This is a genomic window from Sporosarcina jeotgali, assembly GCF_033304595.1.
Taxonomy (GTDB): Bacteria; Bacillota; Bacilli; order Bacillales_A; family Planococcaceae; genus Sporosarcina; species Sporosarcina jeotgali.
Genome location: NZ_CP116341.1, coordinates 718,915 through 736,423, shown reverse-complemented (window position 1 = coordinate 736,423; position 17,509 = coordinate 718,915). Strand labels below are relative to the sequence as shown.

The 17,509-nt window shown below is 43.3% G+C and carries 17 protein-coding genes; 9 read left to right on the top strand and 8 right to left on the bottom strand.

All coding sequences use genetic code 11. The annotated features are described in order from the left end of the window. The first annotated feature begins 58 nt into the window (after nt 1-58). On the top strand, nt 59-607 hold the full coding sequence (locus PGH26_RS03330) for a competence protein ComK (protein ID WP_323692613.1): 549 nt from the start codon (nt 59-61) through the stop codon (nt 605-607). On the opposite strand, the gene PGH26_RS03325 is transcribed toward PGH26_RS03330, so the two are convergent. From PGH26_RS03325 to PGH26_RS03310, 4 genes are all read right to left on the bottom strand, one after another. Continuing rightward, the gene (locus tag PGH26_RS03325) at nt 576-935 is read right to left on the bottom strand and encodes a YhjD family protein (RefSeq protein ID WP_323692612.1); all 360 of its coding nucleotides are present in this window, start codon (nt 933-935) and stop codon (nt 576-578) included. The genes PGH26_RS03330 and PGH26_RS03325 overlap by 32 nt on opposite strands. A gap of 130 nt (nt 936-1,065) precedes the next feature. Continuing rightward, nucleotides 1,066-1,686: a DUF3225 domain-containing protein gene (locus tag PGH26_RS03320; RefSeq protein ID WP_323692611.1), complete on the bottom strand. Its 621-nt coding sequence runs from the start codon at nt 1,684-1,686 to the stop codon at nt 1,066-1,068. Nucleotides 1,687-1,747: 61 nt separating this feature from the next. Then, entirely contained in the window at nt 1,748-2,422 is a 675-nt protein-coding gene (locus tag PGH26_RS03315) for a response regulator transcription factor (protein ID WP_323692610.1), read from the bottom strand. Nucleotides 2,423-2,442: 20 nt separating this feature from the next. Further along, nucleotides 2,443-3,600, bottom strand: a complete 1,158-nt coding sequence (locus PGH26_RS03310; protein ID WP_323692609.1) for a sensor histidine kinase — start codon at nt 3,598-3,600, stop codon at nt 2,443-2,445. A 146-nt stretch (nt 3,601-3,746) separates the two neighbouring features. Here PGH26_RS03310 and PGH26_RS03305 point away from each other — a divergent pair, with 146 nt between their 5' ends. Both PGH26_RS03305 and PGH26_RS03300 read left to right on the top strand, forming a co-directional pair. After that, nucleotides 3,747-4,379: a YigZ family protein gene (locus PGH26_RS03305; protein ID WP_323692608.1), complete on the top strand. Its 633-nt coding sequence runs from the start codon at nt 3,747-3,749 to the stop codon at nt 4,377-4,379. Between the two features lie 165 nt (nt 4,380-4,544). Continuing rightward, a complete protein-coding gene (locus PGH26_RS03300) occupies nt 4,545-5,624 on the top strand; it encodes an LCP family protein (RefSeq protein ID WP_323692607.1) in 1,080 nt (359 codons plus the stop codon). Nucleotides 5,625-5,726: 102 nt separating this feature from the next. On the opposite strand, the gene PGH26_RS03295 is transcribed toward PGH26_RS03300, so the two are convergent. Next, nucleotides 5,727-6,770, bottom strand: a complete 1,044-nt coding sequence (locus PGH26_RS03295; protein WP_323692606.1) for a glycosyltransferase family 4 protein — start codon at nt 6,768-6,770, stop codon at nt 5,727-5,729. A 250-nt stretch (nt 6,771-7,020) separates the two neighbouring features. Between PGH26_RS03295 and secA2 the strand changes: the two genes are divergently transcribed. Together secA2 and PGH26_RS03285 are read left to right on the top strand one after the other, a co-directional pair. Continuing rightward, nucleotides 7,021-9,399: an accessory Sec system translocase SecA2 gene (gene secA2 / locus PGH26_RS03290; RefSeq protein ID WP_323692605.1), complete on the top strand. Its 2,379-nt coding sequence runs from the start codon at nt 7,021-7,023 to the stop codon at nt 9,397-9,399. Beyond that, nucleotides 9,396-10,298, top strand: coding sequence for an accessory Sec system S-layer assembly protein (locus tag PGH26_RS03285; protein ID WP_323692604.1), 903 nt, complete (start codon nt 9,396-9,398; stop codon nt 10,296-10,298). Before secA2 ends, PGH26_RS03285 begins: the two co-directional genes overlap by 4 nt. A gap of 290 nt (nt 10,299-10,588) precedes the next feature. Here the strand turns inward: PGH26_RS03285 and PGH26_RS03280 are convergent, their stop codons facing one another. Then, nucleotides 10,589-11,281, bottom strand: a complete 693-nt coding sequence (locus PGH26_RS03280; RefSeq protein WP_323693457.1) for a glucosamine-6-phosphate deaminase — start codon at nt 11,279-11,281, stop codon at nt 10,589-10,591. Between the two features lie 300 nt (nt 11,282-11,581). On the opposite strand from PGH26_RS03280, the gene PGH26_RS03275 reads away from it, so the two are divergent. Genes PGH26_RS03275 through PGH26_RS03265 form a run of 3 tightly spaced genes read left to right on the top strand, consistent with a single transcriptional unit; the run spans nt 11,582 to nt 13,919 of the window. Then, the gene (locus PGH26_RS03275; RefSeq protein ID WP_323692603.1) at nt 11,582-11,725 is read left to right on the top strand and encodes a cytochrome c oxidase subunit 2A; all 144 of its coding nucleotides are present in this window, start codon (nt 11,582-11,584) and stop codon (nt 11,723-11,725) included. A gap of 24 nt (nt 11,726-11,749) precedes the next feature. After that, nucleotides 11,750-12,250, top strand: coding sequence for a cytochrome c oxidase subunit II (locus tag PGH26_RS03270; protein WP_116017866.1), 501 nt, complete (start codon nt 11,750-11,752; stop codon nt 12,248-12,250). Between the two features lies 1 nt (nt 12,251). Then, the gene (locus PGH26_RS03265) at nt 12,252-13,919 is read left to right on the top strand and encodes a b(o/a)3-type cytochrome-c oxidase subunit 1 (RefSeq protein WP_323692602.1); all 1,668 of its coding nucleotides are present in this window, start codon (nt 12,252-12,254) and stop codon (nt 13,917-13,919) included. A 51-nt stretch (nt 13,920-13,970) separates the two neighbouring features. On the opposite strand, the gene PGH26_RS03260 is transcribed toward PGH26_RS03265, so the two are convergent. Beyond that, nucleotides 13,971-15,863 carry a sensor domain-containing phosphodiesterase gene (locus PGH26_RS03260; RefSeq protein ID WP_323692601.1) on the bottom strand — a complete coding sequence of 631 codons (1,893 nt, stop codon included), beginning with the start codon at nt 15,861-15,863 and terminating at the stop codon, nt 13,971-13,973. Nucleotides 15,864-16,076: 213 nt separating this feature from the next. On the opposite strand from PGH26_RS03260, the gene PGH26_RS03255 reads away from it, so the two are divergent. Further along, nucleotides 16,077-16,424, top strand: a complete 348-nt coding sequence (locus PGH26_RS03255) for an SCP2 sterol-binding domain-containing protein (RefSeq protein ID WP_323693456.1) — start codon at nt 16,077-16,079, stop codon at nt 16,422-16,424. 329 nt (nt 16,425-16,753) lie between these two features. Here PGH26_RS03255 and PGH26_RS03250 read toward each other — a convergent pair whose 3' ends face one another. Continuing rightward, complete coding sequence (locus PGH26_RS03250) at nt 16,754-17,491, bottom strand: SDR family NAD(P)-dependent oxidoreductase (protein WP_323692600.1); 738 nt, start codon at nt 17,489-17,491, stop codon at nt 16,754-16,756. Between the last annotated feature and the right edge of the window lie 18 nt (nt 17,492-17,509).

Sequence of the window (17,509 nt, the reverse complement as noted above, 5' to 3'; positions counted from 1 at the left end):
TTTCCAATATTTATCCTATATAATAGGAATTATTACTTAGTGAGTAGGAGTGACTTGGATGCATTCACGAAAGAATACCGAGAATTACCTGATTAATTCCGATACATTTGTTTTACAACCGATTCGGGAGGGCTATAAACTGACGACTCGGGTAATTGAACGTCATTCTGAATTCGAACTTCCTAAAAAGCCGATTCAAATCGTCAAAAAAACATGCGAACTTTACGGTGCTTCCTTAAAAACACGGACGTTGACCGCGCGTCATGCACTCGGAAACCGCCATAAGACACCAATCGTTGTCGCTCATGCATTCGACACACCTTATATCTTTTTACCGACGATGTCTCCGAATTCCGAAGAGAATGTTTGGATTTCTTATCATGCGATTGCGGATTTTCAAGAGGAGAATGTCGGATGCACGGTTATGCTGGAAAATGGCTATAAAATGAAAGTCAACGTGTCGACACCAACTATGTGGCGCCAATTCGCTTTTGCTGCATTATTGGAACGGGATTTTGCAAAAAAACAATTTTTACTGCAGCGGCCACGGACATTCCTTGCACAGGAAGGCTCATTCAGATACCCGGTTGCCGAAGATACTGAGTGAGTAATTCCTCTGTTCGATTACGTAAACGCACATTTAAGTATCTTCTGCAGTCCTCCTGATGATTATGGACAAAAATGTACTCAGTAAAAATATCGTCCATCTTCCCTCTTATAACCGATAATTGATTCATTCGCAAATATGCGGCCGTATTTCCCAGCTCTTTGTGTACACATTTAGCGACCTCATCCACGAGTCCCAAATACGGCTTTTTTAATTTAAAATCCCCATGCTGAATGAGTAAACGATCCCGCTCTAAAATCGTCAAAACCATCGGCAGGTAAATCATATTTTCTAAATAAGGAATCACTTCCTTTTTCAAGACTGACATTTCCTTCGCCTCCAAAACGAACATCTGTTCTTATTCGTATTCTATGCCACTTCAAGAAAAAATGCAACAAAAAACAGTGGATTCGAAGGCGGCTGTCCGCGTTCGAATCCACTGTTTGCAATTGATTGACTTATTTTGTTTCGGGATCGCCAATGTAGTGGACTGCTTTCACTTTCCAAGTGTCCTTATCGTTTACCATAACGGTCACTTGGCGGCCTTCACTGACACTTTGTTCGCCGCTTTCTTTATCTTTCACTGCAGTTTCCATAGTAGTAAATACTTGCACCTCTTCATCTGAATACTTAACGATTGTAAGTTTTTCAGGGGTGCGGGTCAGTTCGCGGGTTGCGAGTAATTCTTCAGTCGCTGCACGTTCTTCATCCAGATCATAACTGTCAGTAGAAAGCGTTTCTAGATACGCATCTACTTGTCCTGCATTTAGCGTATCAATATAACGATTGAAGGCTTCTGTAATAGCTTTCTTCTGCTCAGCAGGTACATTTGCTGCTTCTTCGATACTTCCGCCATCTAAGCTGAAGCCGATGTCGTCACTAGCGTCGTCTGCTTTGTCTTCCTTCCCTTTAGTTTCACCTTTATCTGTCACTCCATGATCAATCGAACCATATTCATTCGTCTGTTCACCATCGTCAATCGACCCTGGATTGCCTTGAGCAGCATCATCCTCACTGCTGCAGGCACTTAGCATAAGGGCAAGAGTAACTGCTCCTGCAAATCCTGTTACTTTTTTCATAATTGTTCTCCTTTCATAGCAAAAGGACCATCCAATTGGAGGCCCTTTTATAAATGCTGCATTACTTCACTTCAACCCAGCCATTTTTAATCGCTGTCACAACCGCTTGTGTCCGGTCGTTCACGCTCATCTTTTGAAGGATGCTTGAAACGTGATTCTTTACAGTCTTTTCTGAGATGAATAATGTTTCTCCAATTGCCCGGTTACTTTGGCCATCCGTCAGCAATTGCAATACTTCACACTCGCGCTTCGTCAACAAATGCAGCGGACGGCGAATTTCGTGCTGATGGAATGATCCTTTATATTCCCGTTCGCTTAATCGGCGATATTCTGTCACCAGATTATGAGTAACTTTAGGATGTAAGTAAGATCCGCCAGCAGCTACGACTTTAATTGCCTGGACAATCGCATCCGCATCCATTTCTTTCAGCATGTATCCAAGTGCACCTGTTTTCAGTGCCTGGGAAACGTATGACTCATCGTCATGAATGGACAATACAATGACTTTCGCATCTGGATATTTGGTCATCAGCTGCTCAGTCGCTTCAATCCCATTCATGCGGGGCATATTGATATCCATGAGAACTACGTCAGGATTATTCTCTTCATATAAAGTAAATACTTCGCTGCCGTCATCGCCTTCTGCTACAATTTCAAACGTATCTTCAAACGCAAGAATACGCTTGACTCCTTCGCGGAATAATTGATGATCATCTACTATCATGATTGTTGTCATGTTCGTTCCCTCCAAAGCATCTATTTGCCCATACTATCGGGATTAAATGGGATTTTAAAGAACACGCTTGTCCCTTTACCAACTTCTGAAGTGATTTTAAAATCGCCTTTCAACAAGTCGATGCGCTCTTTCATCCCAATAATCCCAAATGATTTTTCTTTTACTTCATTTTGATCGAATCCTGATCCGTTATCTTTTACAATTGCATTCATTGTTTCACGCAGCCATTCAACTTTCACCCATACGTCACGACTGCTTCCATGCTTAATGGCATTATTAACAGATTCTTGAACTAAGCGAAACACCGCAATTTCAAAACTAGACTCGAATCGGCGGTCTTCTCCGATGCTCTGAAAGTGTATACGGACATCGGGTTCATACTCCATAAGAGTGGATAAGTATTTTTTCAAAGTCGGCACCACACCGAGATCGTCAATCGCCATTGGGCGAAGATCATAAATAATTCGGCGTACTTCATATAATGAACTGCGTACCATTTCTTTTAAGTCCTGAAACTCAGCAAGTGCTTGCTTCGGACCTTTTTGTTCATACACTTTTTCAATGAGTCCGGACCGAATGAGGACGCTGGCCATCATTTGAGCAGGTCCGTCGTGAATTTCTCTTGAGACTCGTTTGCGTTCTTCTTCTTGTGCTTGAATGATCCGAATCGCAAAGTCCTGCTTATGTCTGGCCGTTTCAAGCGCTTCGCCTACATCCTTCAAATCTGAAGTTAAGTAAGTGACCACAGTGGATACTTGATTTACAAGCTGATCCGCTCGTTCAATCGTCTCCAGCAGTTCCGCCAGACGCCGGTCCAAGTCATCGCGTTGAATACGCAGTTGCTTTTCTTCCATCCTGTTCACAGACAGTCTAACAAGAAGGTCATTTGCAACTTCATACGCTTTCCGCACTTCTTGCTCCGAATAATTCACAAAATTCTTCGAGACATCAGCAAGTCTTCTGCGTGAATGACGTGTCATTTCTTCAAGATGATCTCCTTCGGTTATTACCCGGGAAATATCTTCTTTCACAAGAATGAGCTCACGTTGCATGGATTCAAAACTTCGACGGCTTTGCTCACTGATCATGAAGATGTCATTCTTAGACTGATCCATTACATTCACCATGCTATCGAAGATCCCTTCAAGCTTTTGAATATCAATTGCCGCCTTATCCATTGTTCACACTCCCACCAAGCTAAAATCTCATTACGGAATCCATAGGCTGTTGCGATTACATTGGATTCCCTATACACTTTATTTAGTATAGCATCTTAATGCCCATAACATATTAAAATTGTATTACAGATTAAGGAGAGCTTGCAATGAGAATGGACTATAAGACCGTAAAATTACAAAGTGAATCAGAAATCGTCATTAATAAATCCCGGTTTATCACATCCGTAAAACGAACAGAAACTGAACAAGAAGCCTTAGACTTCATCCGGGAAATAAAATCAGCGCATCCAGCAGCCAACCATAATTGCTCTGCATATTTAATAGGAGAACACGATTCAATCCAAAAAGCGAATGATGATGGGGAGCCTTCAGGTACAGCTGGTTTTCCAATGCTGGAAGTACTGAAAAAGCAAGGTTTGAAAGATACTACTGTTGTAGTCACTCGTTATTTCGGCGGGATTAAGCTCGGAGGCGGCGGCCTCATACGTGCATATGGACGTTCAACTTCAGAAGGAGTTGCAGCAGCCGGAACCGTAGAACGAAGACTTCACAGCACAATGTGCGTGACAGTCGACTATACAGCGCTTGGAAAAGTGGAAAATGAAGTACGGCAATCCGCATGGCCTCTTGAGCATATCGAGTACGGTGAACACGTATCGTTATTTATATTGGTCCCGATTTCGGAAGTCGAATCGTTCCATACATGGGTTGCTGATTTAACAAATGGCCAGGGGACTGTCACTGAGGGTGAACAGAAGTTCTTGGAGTTTTCTGTCTGAAAAGGTGTACGCGCTTCTGTAAAGATAGTATACTGTTGATAATTGCAAAATTGTGCAAGTCACCAGGTCATTCGACAGATATAGCCGTTGCTATCATTTGACAGCATTCACTCCACGACGATGGAGTTCGACATTAGAGACGGATTAACGGAGGCTAGATAGAATATGAAACGAAAAGAATATAAAAAAGCCAAGAAAAAGTCTTCAAAAGCGAGACTGGTTTTGAAGATAGGACTCGTTTTGACGATTGCGGCTTTTTTAACAGTAGCAGCCTACGGAGTCACACTTCATAAAAAAGCGGAGCTCGCTGCCGATAGAGCATACGAACCCATTAAAGACCGAACTCCCCGATCTGATGTAAAAGAAGACAAAATCCAACCTGCGAAGGACAATGTTTCGGTGTTATTAATCGGTGTAGATGACAGTGATGACCGACAACAGGGGGACAGCAACAGCCGCGCAGATGCATTGCTCGTGGCTACGTTGAATCCGAAACAGAAAACGGTCAAACTGCTCAGTATCCCTCGTGATTCTTACGTGTACATTCCGGAAGTCGATTATAAAGATAAAATTACGCACGCCAATGCATATGGCGGAACAAAAGCAACGATTGAAACAGTGGAAGAGATGCTGGACATTCCAATTGACTACTATTTGAAAACGAATTTCAACGCATTCATCGATGTAGTAGATGCACTGGGCGGAGTCGAAGTTGAAGTTCCTTATGAACGAATCGAAAAAGATGAGACAGATGCAGGCACAATCCACTTAATGCCAGGTCTTCAAGTATTAGATGGACGTCATGCACTTGCTCTTGCCAGAACCCGAAAGCTCGATAACGATATTGAGCGCGGCAAACGCCAGCAAATGATTATTCAAGCGATGATGGACCAGGCGAAATCACCAGCTGCCATTACAAAATTCGGTGATGTGATTGACGCACTTGGAGATAACATTAAAACCGATATGCAATACAAAGAGATGCTGTCGTTCCTAGAGTATGCAAAAGGCGGAATCCCATCCGTCGATACGTTGACTCTTGAGGGGGATGACGATTGGTCAACCGGGGTCTACTATTGGAAGCTGAATGATGAGGACCTTCAGCAGAAGAAGCTGATTCTGCAGTCTCACTTAGGTTTGATTTCTTCATTAGCACCTGACTTGGATGATGAAGCTTTATCCAACTATGCAGGAAGTACGAAGCGTGTCGTTATTTCGCCAACTGAAGGTTCAGACGCCAATTAACATACGATAAAGGAAACGCGAAAGGAATTGATTCCTTTCGTGTTTTTTGTTTTCGTCAAAAAAGGCTGTCCCAGGTATCATCCCTGGGACAGCCTTTTACAATTATTTTCCGATCATGCGGACTAAGTTCAAGATTGGGCGGTAATTTGTACCGGCGAGACCGATAATTTCCACAAACAATTCAATCGCGAGCAAGATGACGAAGAGTAACAGGATCGCTCCCCATACAGTCGCTTGTGAGAATAATACGGCTGCGATTCCAAAAAGAATGGCAATCCCATAAATGACAAGTACAGTTTGCCGATGTGAAAATCCGGCGCGCAGCAAGCAATGGTGCAAGTGTGACTTATCCGGTGCTGTAATCGACTGCTTCATGCGAATCCGTCGAACAATCGCGAAGAATGTATCAGAAATCGGCACACCCAGCATAATAATCGGAATGACGAGTGACACAACTGCGACGTTCTTAAATCCGAGAAGCGCCAGCACAGAGATCATGAACCCTAGGAACAGGGACCCTGTATCCCCCATAAAGATTTTAGCGGGGTGGAAGTTGAACAATAAGAATCCAAGTGAACTTGCCGCTAAGATTGCAGCAGTAACAAGTACGAATGTATTCCCCATGATAAGTGCCATGACCGAAATGGAGATAAGTGCAATTGTCGAAACACCTGCAGCAAGTCCGTCAAGACCGTCAATTAAGTTAATGGCATTCGTTACACCTACAATCCAGAGGATCGTAATAGGAATACTTAAGTATCCAAAATCGATTTGGCCAAGAAATGGCAAGTTAATGAAATCAATTTGCAAATGTCCGACAGTCATCACCACGATAGCGGCAACTAACTGTCCTAATGCTTTTGCTTTCGCTGTAATTTCCAGCATATCATCGAAGAATCCAATTGCGATAATGATCACCGCACCGATTAAAATACCGGCAGCGTGTTCATCTTTAGGCAACAATATGGCATATCCAATTAAAAACGCTCCAAATATCGCAAGGCCTCCAATACGCGGCATGACCGCAGCATGAACTTTGCGGTAATTTGGTTTATCAACCGCCCCGATACGGAACGCAAATTTTATGACAAGTGGAGTTAGTATGATGGCACCGACAAACGCAGCTGCCATTGCAAGGAATAACATGTCCTTCCTCCCTGTAGTACTCAATTTTAGTTAAAGCCTACCGTATTATAACATGCCCATTGAAAGAAAGCACTCTGTGAATCAATTTTTCTATGAAATCACATACGAATTAGTTATCCATACCCTTTATTTGCATGGCTTACTCCTATTATCCATCACGTTCTTTCACGCGGTTCTAGTCTTTTCCGCTCTTGTTTGATAAAATAGAGTCGTGTCCGTTGAATGGACAATATAAAGGAGCGTTAACTATATGCTATCCATTTTTAAACGATCAAACCAAACCAGTGATCGACAGCTTAAGAAATATCGAAAAATCGTTGATCGTATAAATAAATTAGAAGCCAATTATGTCGACTTAACAGACGAACAGCTTGCTGAAAAAACAGTTGAATTCAAAGAACGTCTCACGAATGGTGAAACGGTTCAAGCCATTACACCTGAAGCATTTGCGGTTGTGCGCGAGGCTTCAAAACGCGTCCTTCACATGCGTCATTTTGACGTACAGTTAATCGGCGGCATGGTGCTGACAGAAGGTAACATTGCAGAAATGCCGACAGGAGAAGGTAAAACGCTTGTTGCTTCCCTTCCCTCTTATGTACGCGCCCTTGAAGGTAAAGGCGTTCATATCATTACAGTGAATGACTATCTGGCTCGCCGTGACTTCGATCAGATGGGACAAATTCATCGTTTCCTCGGCTTGAGCGTTGGATTGAACGTGCCGATGATGCAAGGTCTTGAAAAGAAAGAAGCATACGATGCTGATATCACATACGGAGTCGGTACCGAGTTCGGCTTTGACTACTTGCGTGACAATATGGCGCAGCACATTAGCCAGAAGGTTCAACGACCGTACCATTACGCAATTATTGACGAAGTGGACAGTGTTTTGATTGACGAAGCGAAGACGCCGTTGATTGTCGCAGGTAAAATGCAGGCAGATGCGGACCTTCATATGATTGCAGCACGGCTGGCAAAACGTTTCAAACAAGGTGTGGATTTCGACTTTGATGACGAAACCAAATCGACATCGTTAACTGAAACAGGTATTGAGAAAGTGGAGAAAGCATTTGGGGTTGATAACCTATATGACCTTGAACACCAAACTCTCTACCATTATATGATTCAAGCAGTTCGTGCCTATGTCATTTTCAAACGGGACGTTGACTATATCGTCCGCGACCAAAAGATTGAATTGGTCGATATGTTTACAGGCCGGATCATGGATGGACGAACGTTGTCAGATGGCTTGCATCAAGCGATTGAAGCAAAAGAAGGGCTTCCAATCACTGATGAAAACAAAGCTCAGGCACAGATTACTATCCAAAACTATTTCCGCATGTATCCGCGGCTTTGCGGGATGACAGGGACTGCGAAAACGCAGGAAAAAGAGTTCCGGGAAGTTTACAACATGCAAGTCATTCAAATTCCTACAAACCGTCCCCGTCAGCGGATTGACCAGGAAGACTTTGTCTTTAAAACAATTGACCAAAAGTACAAAGCAATGGCAAAAGAAGTAGCTGAACGCCACAAAGTCGGGCAGCCGGTACTGGTCGGAACTACTTCAATCTTGCAATCCGAGAAAGTTGTCGAGTATTTGGATGAACATAAACTTGATTACAACTTGTTAAATGCGAAAAGTGTTGAGCAGGAAGTCGATTTAATCTCTAACGCAGGTCAAAAAGGACATATTACGGTCGCTACAAACATGGCCGGCCGCGGTACTGATATTGTCCTTGGTGACGGGGTTGAAGATCTTGGCGGATTGTTTGTGCTTGGAACTGAAAAGCACGAAAGCCGACGGGTCGATAACCAGCTTCGAGGACGTTCAGGTCGTCAAGGAGACAAAGGTGAATCCAGGTTCTTCTTATCTCTGGAAGACGATATGTTCAAACGTTTTGCGAAAGATGATATTGAGAAATTTATAAAGAAAGTCGAAACTGATGACACGGGCTTAGTCCTTAACAAAGATGTCAATGAGCTGACAGAACAGACTCAGCGTATTGTTGAAGGTGCTCATTACTCAATGCGTGAATACAATTTAAAGCTGGATGATGTCATTAATGATCAGCGAAACGTCTTGTACGGATTGCGTGACAACGTGTTAGATCGCAATGATGTAAACGGACTTTTGCAAACGATGTTAAAAGAAACAACAGAGTTCGTTGTTTTCGACAGCTGTCCAGATGGAGAAACTCCGGATCAGTGGGATTTCGAGCGCATCGAACGAACGATGAATTCGCTGCTTCGTAATCCGCTAGAACTGCCGCGAACATTTGAAAAGCCAATGCAAATCGTGAAGTTCTATACGGAGCCACTTGACGAATTGGTTGCATACATCCAATCATTTGAGGATAATGAGCAAGTGAACCAGCTTATTCCACAAGTTATGCTGAGCCATATCGATACAATGTGGGTGAAGCATCTAGAAGTGATGACACGGTTGAAAGAAGGAATTGGACTCCGCTCTTACGGGCAAGAAGATCCAATGCGAATTTATCAGCGCGAAGGATTGGAACTCTTCGGCAAACATTATCAAAAACTGCGCAGGGATATTGCATCTGAAGTCATTCAGTTCATGAAAATCCTAACAGAACAGCAAGAACAACAATCAGAGGAGGTTAACTCATGAAATTTCTTTCATTATTTAAAAAGACCGAGAAAACAGGCAGCGACAGCACAATCGGTTCTGAAGAACTAATGGCCGGTACAGGCGGCCCCGCTGGAGACGAGGATATCGAAACAGCGCTATCCCTTCACCCTTCATGGGAATTGCCTCAAGAACAGGAATACGTATTCCGTTTTCTTGCAAACGAACTAGAAACACTGAAACCAAACCAAATTTCATTGTCGGGAATCGATATTGACGTTGAACCGGCAACAGGTGAATTTTTGGTCAAAGCATTTTTCCGTTCATCATTAGACCAAACGATTACTGTTGGTGAAGTGGAATTAATGCTAATGGACGAAGACGGAAAGACTCTTGGATCTCAACAATTCGATTTGAGTGAGCTCGGGGAAATCGCTCCGCGCAGCGCACGTCCTTGGGTATTCGTTTTCACTAAAGACAATCTCTTCGTCGAAGAGCCGCCTAAAGAAAACTGGAAACTTGCGTTCAACGTTCAGTCTATGGTGCCTCACAAGCTAGAACTAGAAGAGTCTTGGGAGACAAGCCTTCCAGCTGAGCAAAAAGCAGCACTTGAAGAAGTTGTCGGGAACCTGCCAAAGTTGAAACCGCGTGAAGTTAACATCGCTGGATTCCAAGTTGGAAAGCAAGAAGATGGAAGCATTGCTGCATCCGTCTTCATCCGCAACGGTCACTCCAAGCAAATTAATATCGAGAAGCTGCCGCTTGAATTGATCGACGCAACAGGTGAAGTGGTTGCGAGCGGTTCGTTCGATATCGGTTCACTTCCTGTCAGTGCAAATACAACGAAGCCATGGACTTTTGTTTATCCAATTGAAATGGTTTCTAAAGAAGAACCGGATTTCTCTCGCTGGACCATCCGTGTTCCTCAGCAAAATGCATAATTTATCGATTCTCCCCCGTACAATTGAGGTTGTACGGGGGATTTTTGTATTCATAGAGTCCCTTGCGTATCGTTAACGAATTGGAATTGTGTCCTGTGTTCGAGAAATTCGTCGGCGTGTCGGAGAATTTTTGTTCCGAGACAGAGAAATAGCATTATGTGATGAAGAAATACCCCTATATGTCGGAGAAACCATTCCCAGTGATGGACAACTTCCATCCTCCAATTGCAAAATTACTCCCCAACAAAAAAGACTGCCCTTTTGGACAGCCTTCCCTAAATCTTCTTCTATTACAACTTCAAATCAGTAATGACGACTACATTCGGGTGATCCAGCAAATAGGTCACTGGCCATTCCGTTGACACTTCGCCCGCGAACAGTTTTTCAAGTGCTGCACGTTTTTTCTCGCCGAATGCTGCAACGATAAGTTTTTTCGCTTGCATGATTGATGAAATTCCCATTGTTAACGCAGTGACAGGCATCGTTTCATCTTCTGTGAAGTATTGGCTGTTCACCGCAATTGTTGACTCTGTCAGTTCGACAACGTGCGTAACAGATTCTGGTGATGTACCCGGTTCGTTAAACGCGATATGTCCATTCTCACCGATTCCAAGCAACTGGATATCCAACGGATTTTCTTTCAACAGCGTCTCATAACGAACACATTCTTCTTCTAAATTTTCTGCCATGCCGTTTTCGATATGCGTCTCTTTAAATGGCTTTTCGTTGAATAAAAGATGGTTCATGTAATACGCATAGCTGTTTTTGTGTGTTGCGGGGATCCCAACATATTCGTCAAGATTGAACGCAGTTACACTTGTAAAATCAAGATCAGATGCCACCATTTTTTCATAGACAGGCTCCATTGTACTTCCTGTTGCAAGTCCTAGAACGTTTAAGCTGCCTGCTTCTAGTTCTTCACGTACGAGTTCAACGATCTTTTCCGCACCTTGTTCTTTACTTTCAACAACAATCGTTTGAATGTTTTTCATAAACTTATACCAACTTTCTATGTGGGTTCTTCATTAATTGTAAAGCGTGCCACTGTTACGGTCAACAGGAGCCCTTTCCTCACTCTATTCCCCGATCTCCTCTTTCATAAGCTTCTATTTTTCCAACTTTTGCTTTTGTCTAAAATGTGGTGGTACTATGAACAATTTGTGAAATACGTCTCACGTACTAAAGTATTAGGGATTTCCCTAGTATTTAAATCTCTCAGATTTTATATGATGAAAGTAGTTCTTACAGAGCATACAAAACAGCTTTTAAAGGCGGTGATTGAAATGGCAAAAAAGCAAAAAAGTAACGCAGTCGCTTCATCAGAAGAATCTTCGAACTTAAAAGGAACCTTCATTATGGTAATGATCCTCGGGGTACTGATGGTAGGAGCATGGTTCGGCGCTTATTGGCTTTTCATTTCAAGATAACGAGAGAAGAAGGAGGCAGAGGTTATGCATCTGCACAAGTATGAGAAAGTTTGGCTTACGTTTGGTATGGCATCATTAGTTATTTTTCTTTTAATTATAGGATTTGCAGCATTTTGGAAAGGGACTCACCCTCAAAGTCATTTGGAAACGATTGACCAGAACAACGTGGAAGCACATGATTCTTTCAAGCCTGAAAACCTGGGTCTGACAGAAGTTGCTGACGGTAAGTATAAAGTCAATATCGTCGCTTCTGCATTCAACTACGATTTCGGCGTGGATAAAGACGAAAAGGCTGTAAAGACCATTCGTGTGCCACAGGGATCCACAGTTCTCTTTACAATTACATCCAAAGACGTTGTTCACGGATTTCAAGTTGCCGGAACGAATGTCAACATGATGGTTGAACCTGGTCACATTAGCCGGTACGAAGCGGTTATGAAAAATAAAGGCGAGTTCACAATCGTCTGTAACGAATATTGCGGCATCGGTCACCACCAGATGTTTGGAAAGGTAGAGGTGTATTAATATGGATGGAACTGAAAATAATCTTCGTTTATTCCCTAAAAAAGATGCACGGCTCTACATGTCATTCATGTATGTCACGTTCGTTTCATTACTCGTCGGCGGCCTTATGGGGCTTCTGCAGACGTTTGTCCGTTCTGGCAGATTCACGTTGCCTTTCAACATTAACTACTACACGATTTTAACGGTTCACGGAGTGATTCTTGGACTTGTATTGACAACTTTCTTCATTTTAGGATTCCAGTTTGCCCTTATGGGGAAAACAGTCGGAATTTCGGATAAACAGCGGAACGCCGGCTGGGTCTCCTTCTGGATGATGCTGGTCGGTACGATTATGGCTGCCGTTACAATCTTAGTCGGTGAAGCGAACGTTTTGTATACATTCTATGCACCGCTTGCAGCTCACCCTGCCTTTTATATCGGTCTGGCACTTGTCATTATCGGCAGCTGGGTTGGCGCGTTTACAAACTTCCGCCAGCTGTATGTCTGGAAAAAAGCGCACAAAGGTGAAAAATCCCCGCTTCTTGCGTTTATGGTTGTCATTAACATGCTCATGTGGGTCATCGCATCCCTTGGTGTTGCGATTGCAGTAGTTGTCCAATTCATCCCTTGGTCACTCGGATACACGGAAACGATCAACGTGCTCGTCAGCCGTACATTGTTCTGGTACTTCGGTCACCCGCTTGTGTACTTCTGGCTGCTTCCTGCTTATATGGCCTGGTATGCAATTATCCCGAAAATCATCGGTGGAAAACTATTCAGTGATTCACTCGCACGTCTTGCATTCATCCTGCTCTTGATGTTCTCGATTCCAGTCGGGTTCCACCACCAGCTGACAGAGCCGGGAATTGACCCTACTTGGAAATTCATTCAAGTCGTATTGACCATGATGGTTGTTATCCCTTCCTTGATGACCGCATTCTCGATTTTTGCGACTTTCGAGATCACAGGACGTAAAAAAGGTTTCAGCAGTCTCTTCGGCTGGTTCAAGAAACTGCCATGGGGCGATGTACGGTTCTTCGCGCCATTTGTCGGTATGGCGGCCTTCATCCCGGGTGGTATCGGCGGTATTATTAACGCGTCCCACCAAATGAATGCACTTGTTCACAATACGATTTGGATTACAGGTCACTTCCATTTAACGATTGCAACAACCGTTATTTTGACATACTTCGGGATTGCCTACTGGCTTGTGCCCCACTTGACGGGCCGTCGTTTAACTAAGCAATTGAACAAACTCGGAATCATCCAAACGATTATTTGGACAGTTGGTATGACAATCATGTCAACGGCGATGCACATTCAAGGCCTCCTCGGCGGTCCGCGTCGTTCTGCGTACTCTGAATACGCTGGCGGTGCACAGGTCGATACTTGGATCGGTTACCAGCTTGCACAAGCAATCGGCGGTACCATCCTGTTCATCGGTATTCTCTTGATGACATATATCTTCATTAAGCTTGCATTTTTTGCACCAAGAGGCGTCGAAGAATTCCCGATTGCTGCTGAAGATGAAGATGCACAAAAAACACCGAAAATACTTGAAAACTGGTATGTATGGATTGGTATTACGATTGCACTAATTGCTTTCGCTTATACCATCCCGATGATTGACATTATTAAACACTCTCCACCAGGATCTGTGCCGTTCAAATGGCCGATTGGCAGAATGTAAAAAAACATCCGGACTTAAAGCGACTTCGCTCTAAGTCCGGATGTTTTCATTTTACGCAGTCTCAATAGGCAGATATAAAAATGGAAATCGAGGGGACGCGAGAAGCCAGCTGTTCAACTCTTCTATCGGAACCGGCTTACTGAAATAGTACCCTTGAATTTCAAAACATCCCAGCTCTTCCAGTCGTTTCAACTGCCCGATGGTTTCTACCCCTTCAGCTACTGTATGCATATGCAGGCTCTTCGCAAGCGTTAAAATCGCGCGGACAATCGCACGGCTCTTAACATCGGTTTCAATCTTTGAAACAAACTGCCGATCAATTTTCACTTCCTGAATTGAAAAACGCTGCAAGTAAATGAACGCGGAATACCCTGTTCCAAAGTCATCAATGGATATCGGAAAGCCCATTTCTTGGACTTTTTGAATTTGCAGTTCTACGACCTTTGAATCTTCGATAGCAACATTTTCGGTAATTTCAATGATCAGATTTGCAGGGTTAATATTATATTCCTCGATGCAGCTATTTAAAAATGCGGGGAAGTAATAATGCAAAAAGTGTCTGGGGGAGATGTTGACGGAAATCGTCAAGGATCCCAGTCCTTGCTGTTCCCAGCTTTTCAATTGCCGGCAGGCTTGACTCACTGCCCACTCACCGATTTGTGTGATAAACCCCGTAGTCTCTGCGATATCGATAAACGCTCCAGGCATCAGAAGTCCTTTCTCTGGATGCTGCCATCGTATGAGTGCCTCGACACCCGTCACTTTATGCGTCAAGCTTTCAACTTGCGGCTGATAAAATAGACGAAACTCATTCATGTCTAACCCTTTTCCGAAATTCATCTCAGAATGCATTTCCTCTTCCCACTGCTCATACATATGAGGGTCATAGATTGCACGAGTTTTTCGATTGCCCAGTTTTTGAGAAGAATCCAGTGCAATTTTCGCTGCCTGAATCCCCTCGTATGCATCGTTTACGTGATCCGGATAAAAAGAGACGCCATAACTGAATGTCAAAAAAAGTTCTTGTCTCTTAATTATAATCGGCTTTCGCATCTCTGAAAGAATATGCTCCATGTCATTTCCATTTTTCTCTTTGTTATTATGATGTTCTGTAAATATGATGAAATGATCAAATGCAATCCTGGCAAAAATTGAGCCTTTAGGAAATAACGCACCAAGTCGATCTGCCACTTTTTTCAACGAGATTTTCGTGCCTTCAGGACCGAGAACACTTTGTATCGACGTAAATTGGTCCACCTTCATATATAAAAATGCTCCATAGAGTTCATTACCAGCTTTATGTATTTTATCATTCACTTTTTCAATGAAAGCATTTTCGTTGTCGATGCCTGTCAATAAATCCGTATAGGCTAAATCATGAACTCGGTCTTCCATCTCCAATCGATTCATTCGATCGAACACGAATGACAGCATATCCGCAATCGCAGCCATGAATACTTCATCCAGTTTGGACCAGTTGCGTCTTTCTACCGTTTCACAGCAAAGAATCCCGCCAATTCCCCGGCTCATAATAATAGAAGCATCCAGTAAAGATGTAATCGGGCTTCCCTTGAAATAATTGACCGGAAGTGATTGAAGCGCCTCACTTTTCGCGATATCTGAAAACGAATTCACTCGTTGATTCACAATAGCTTCAAAATAAGGCTTCGCATGGACTGCATCGAGTTGCCGAATGACAGGAATCGATACGGAATTCGCTGTAAATGTCAGATGCTCAGTAAGCGTGGTTTTGTCATCATTGAATAACCAGATACTCACACGATCCGCCTGCATAATCCCTGCTATATTTTCACAAAGTTCATAAAGGACATCTCTCATGGATTCCGGGGTGAGCTCCAGCTGCTTCGCTTGTTTAAACAGCTGATGTTGCTGTTCTTGCATTCTTGCTATAAACTCCGTTAACTCTTTCTTTGATCTGTTCATGCACAAGCACCTCCTCAAAAGGCTCTATCTACTGTCTTTATCGGTATCAAACGTGCTTTTATGATGGTTTTCACTATCTGTTCATCTATAACTATAATTCGACAAAAGAAGTACTTTCCCTTCAAAGTTTTCTGTAAAATCTGTTCTTTTAACCCTACTAGTTTGCTATACTAATAGTGAATGACTATTCACTTTTTGGAGGTTGGAAAATTGGTGATTGAACATGAAAAGGATCTTCAACAGACATGGGAAGAAATCGAGCGGCAGCTGAACGACAATTCCGCACCGATTCAAGGATTGAATGTGAGTTATGGTTTTAATTTATCGGGGAATGAAGCGGGGAATTACGTGTTAACGTTCGCAGACAACCAAGCCAGCGTCACAGCAAAAGAAACCGACATCGCGGATTGTACGTTAACCATGAAAGTCGAGGACTTCTATAAATTACTCGCAGGCAAGTTAAACACCACCACCGCCTTCATGATGGGCAAACTAAAAGTAAAAGGAAGCCTCGGACTTGCACTCAAACTGGAAAACATTTTGACACAGTATCGTTTTTAACTACTTCTCACTATCTTTTTATTCCCAGTTCAAACAATGACATTCTATTTACAGACACACCGTTGATTGAAGCGAAAGACGGCGACTCCTGCGGAATTCAAATGGAAACAACCTAAGTTCGCCGCGTCGTGCGGCAACGGTTGCATGACCTGTATCCTGCAGGCCCGCGTCCGTCTGTAGCGCAGGACGTAGCGCAGGACGGCTTTTGCGAGCAAAAGCAAAGCGTTGGGAGCATATCTTTGCAATAATCAACACCGTTTACCACCCATATACAAAGCAAAAGACGCCTCCTCAATAATGAGAAGGCGCCTTTCTTATTCATTCACCAATTAGCGTGCTGAGAAACCGCCGTCGATTACGAGTTCAGCACCAGTGATGTAAGAAGCTTCATCAGAAGCTAAGAACATTACTGCGTTGCCTACGTCTTCAGGCTGTCCAAGGCGAGCAAGTGGAGTCATTTTGATAAGACCCTCAAGAGCTGCTTTAGAAGACTCAAGGTTTGCTACCATTGGAGTCTGGATAACACCAGGGAATACTGTGTTTACGCGAACTTGGTCTTTACCGAATTCAGCTGCTGCTGCACGTGAAATCGCACGAACAGAACCTTTAGAAGCGGAGTATGGATTGAAGCCCATACCAACTAGTGCTGTGTAAGAAGAAATGTTGACGATTGAACCTTTGCCAGCTTTCTTCATGTAAGGTACTACTGCACGCATACCCGCGTAAGTACCGAACGAGTTAATGTCGTGCAGGCGCTGCCAGTCAGCAAGTGTAATGTCTGCTGGTGCTTTTTCAGTAGAGATTCCCGCACAGTTGATTAGGATATCAATTTGACCGAATTTATCTTCTGCTGTCTTCATTGCTTCTTCCCAGTTGTCAGCGTCAGTTACGTTTAATTTAAGATATTCAACGTTTTCTTTTGTATCCCATTTAGCTTTAAGTGCATCCGTGTTGATGTCTGCAGCGATGACTTTTGCACCTTCTGCTGTGAACAAGTTCACCATCATTTCGCCCATGCCTGAAGCTCCGCCTGTAATAAACGCTACTTTATCTTGCATTCTGCCCATTTAAACCGCTCCTTTGTA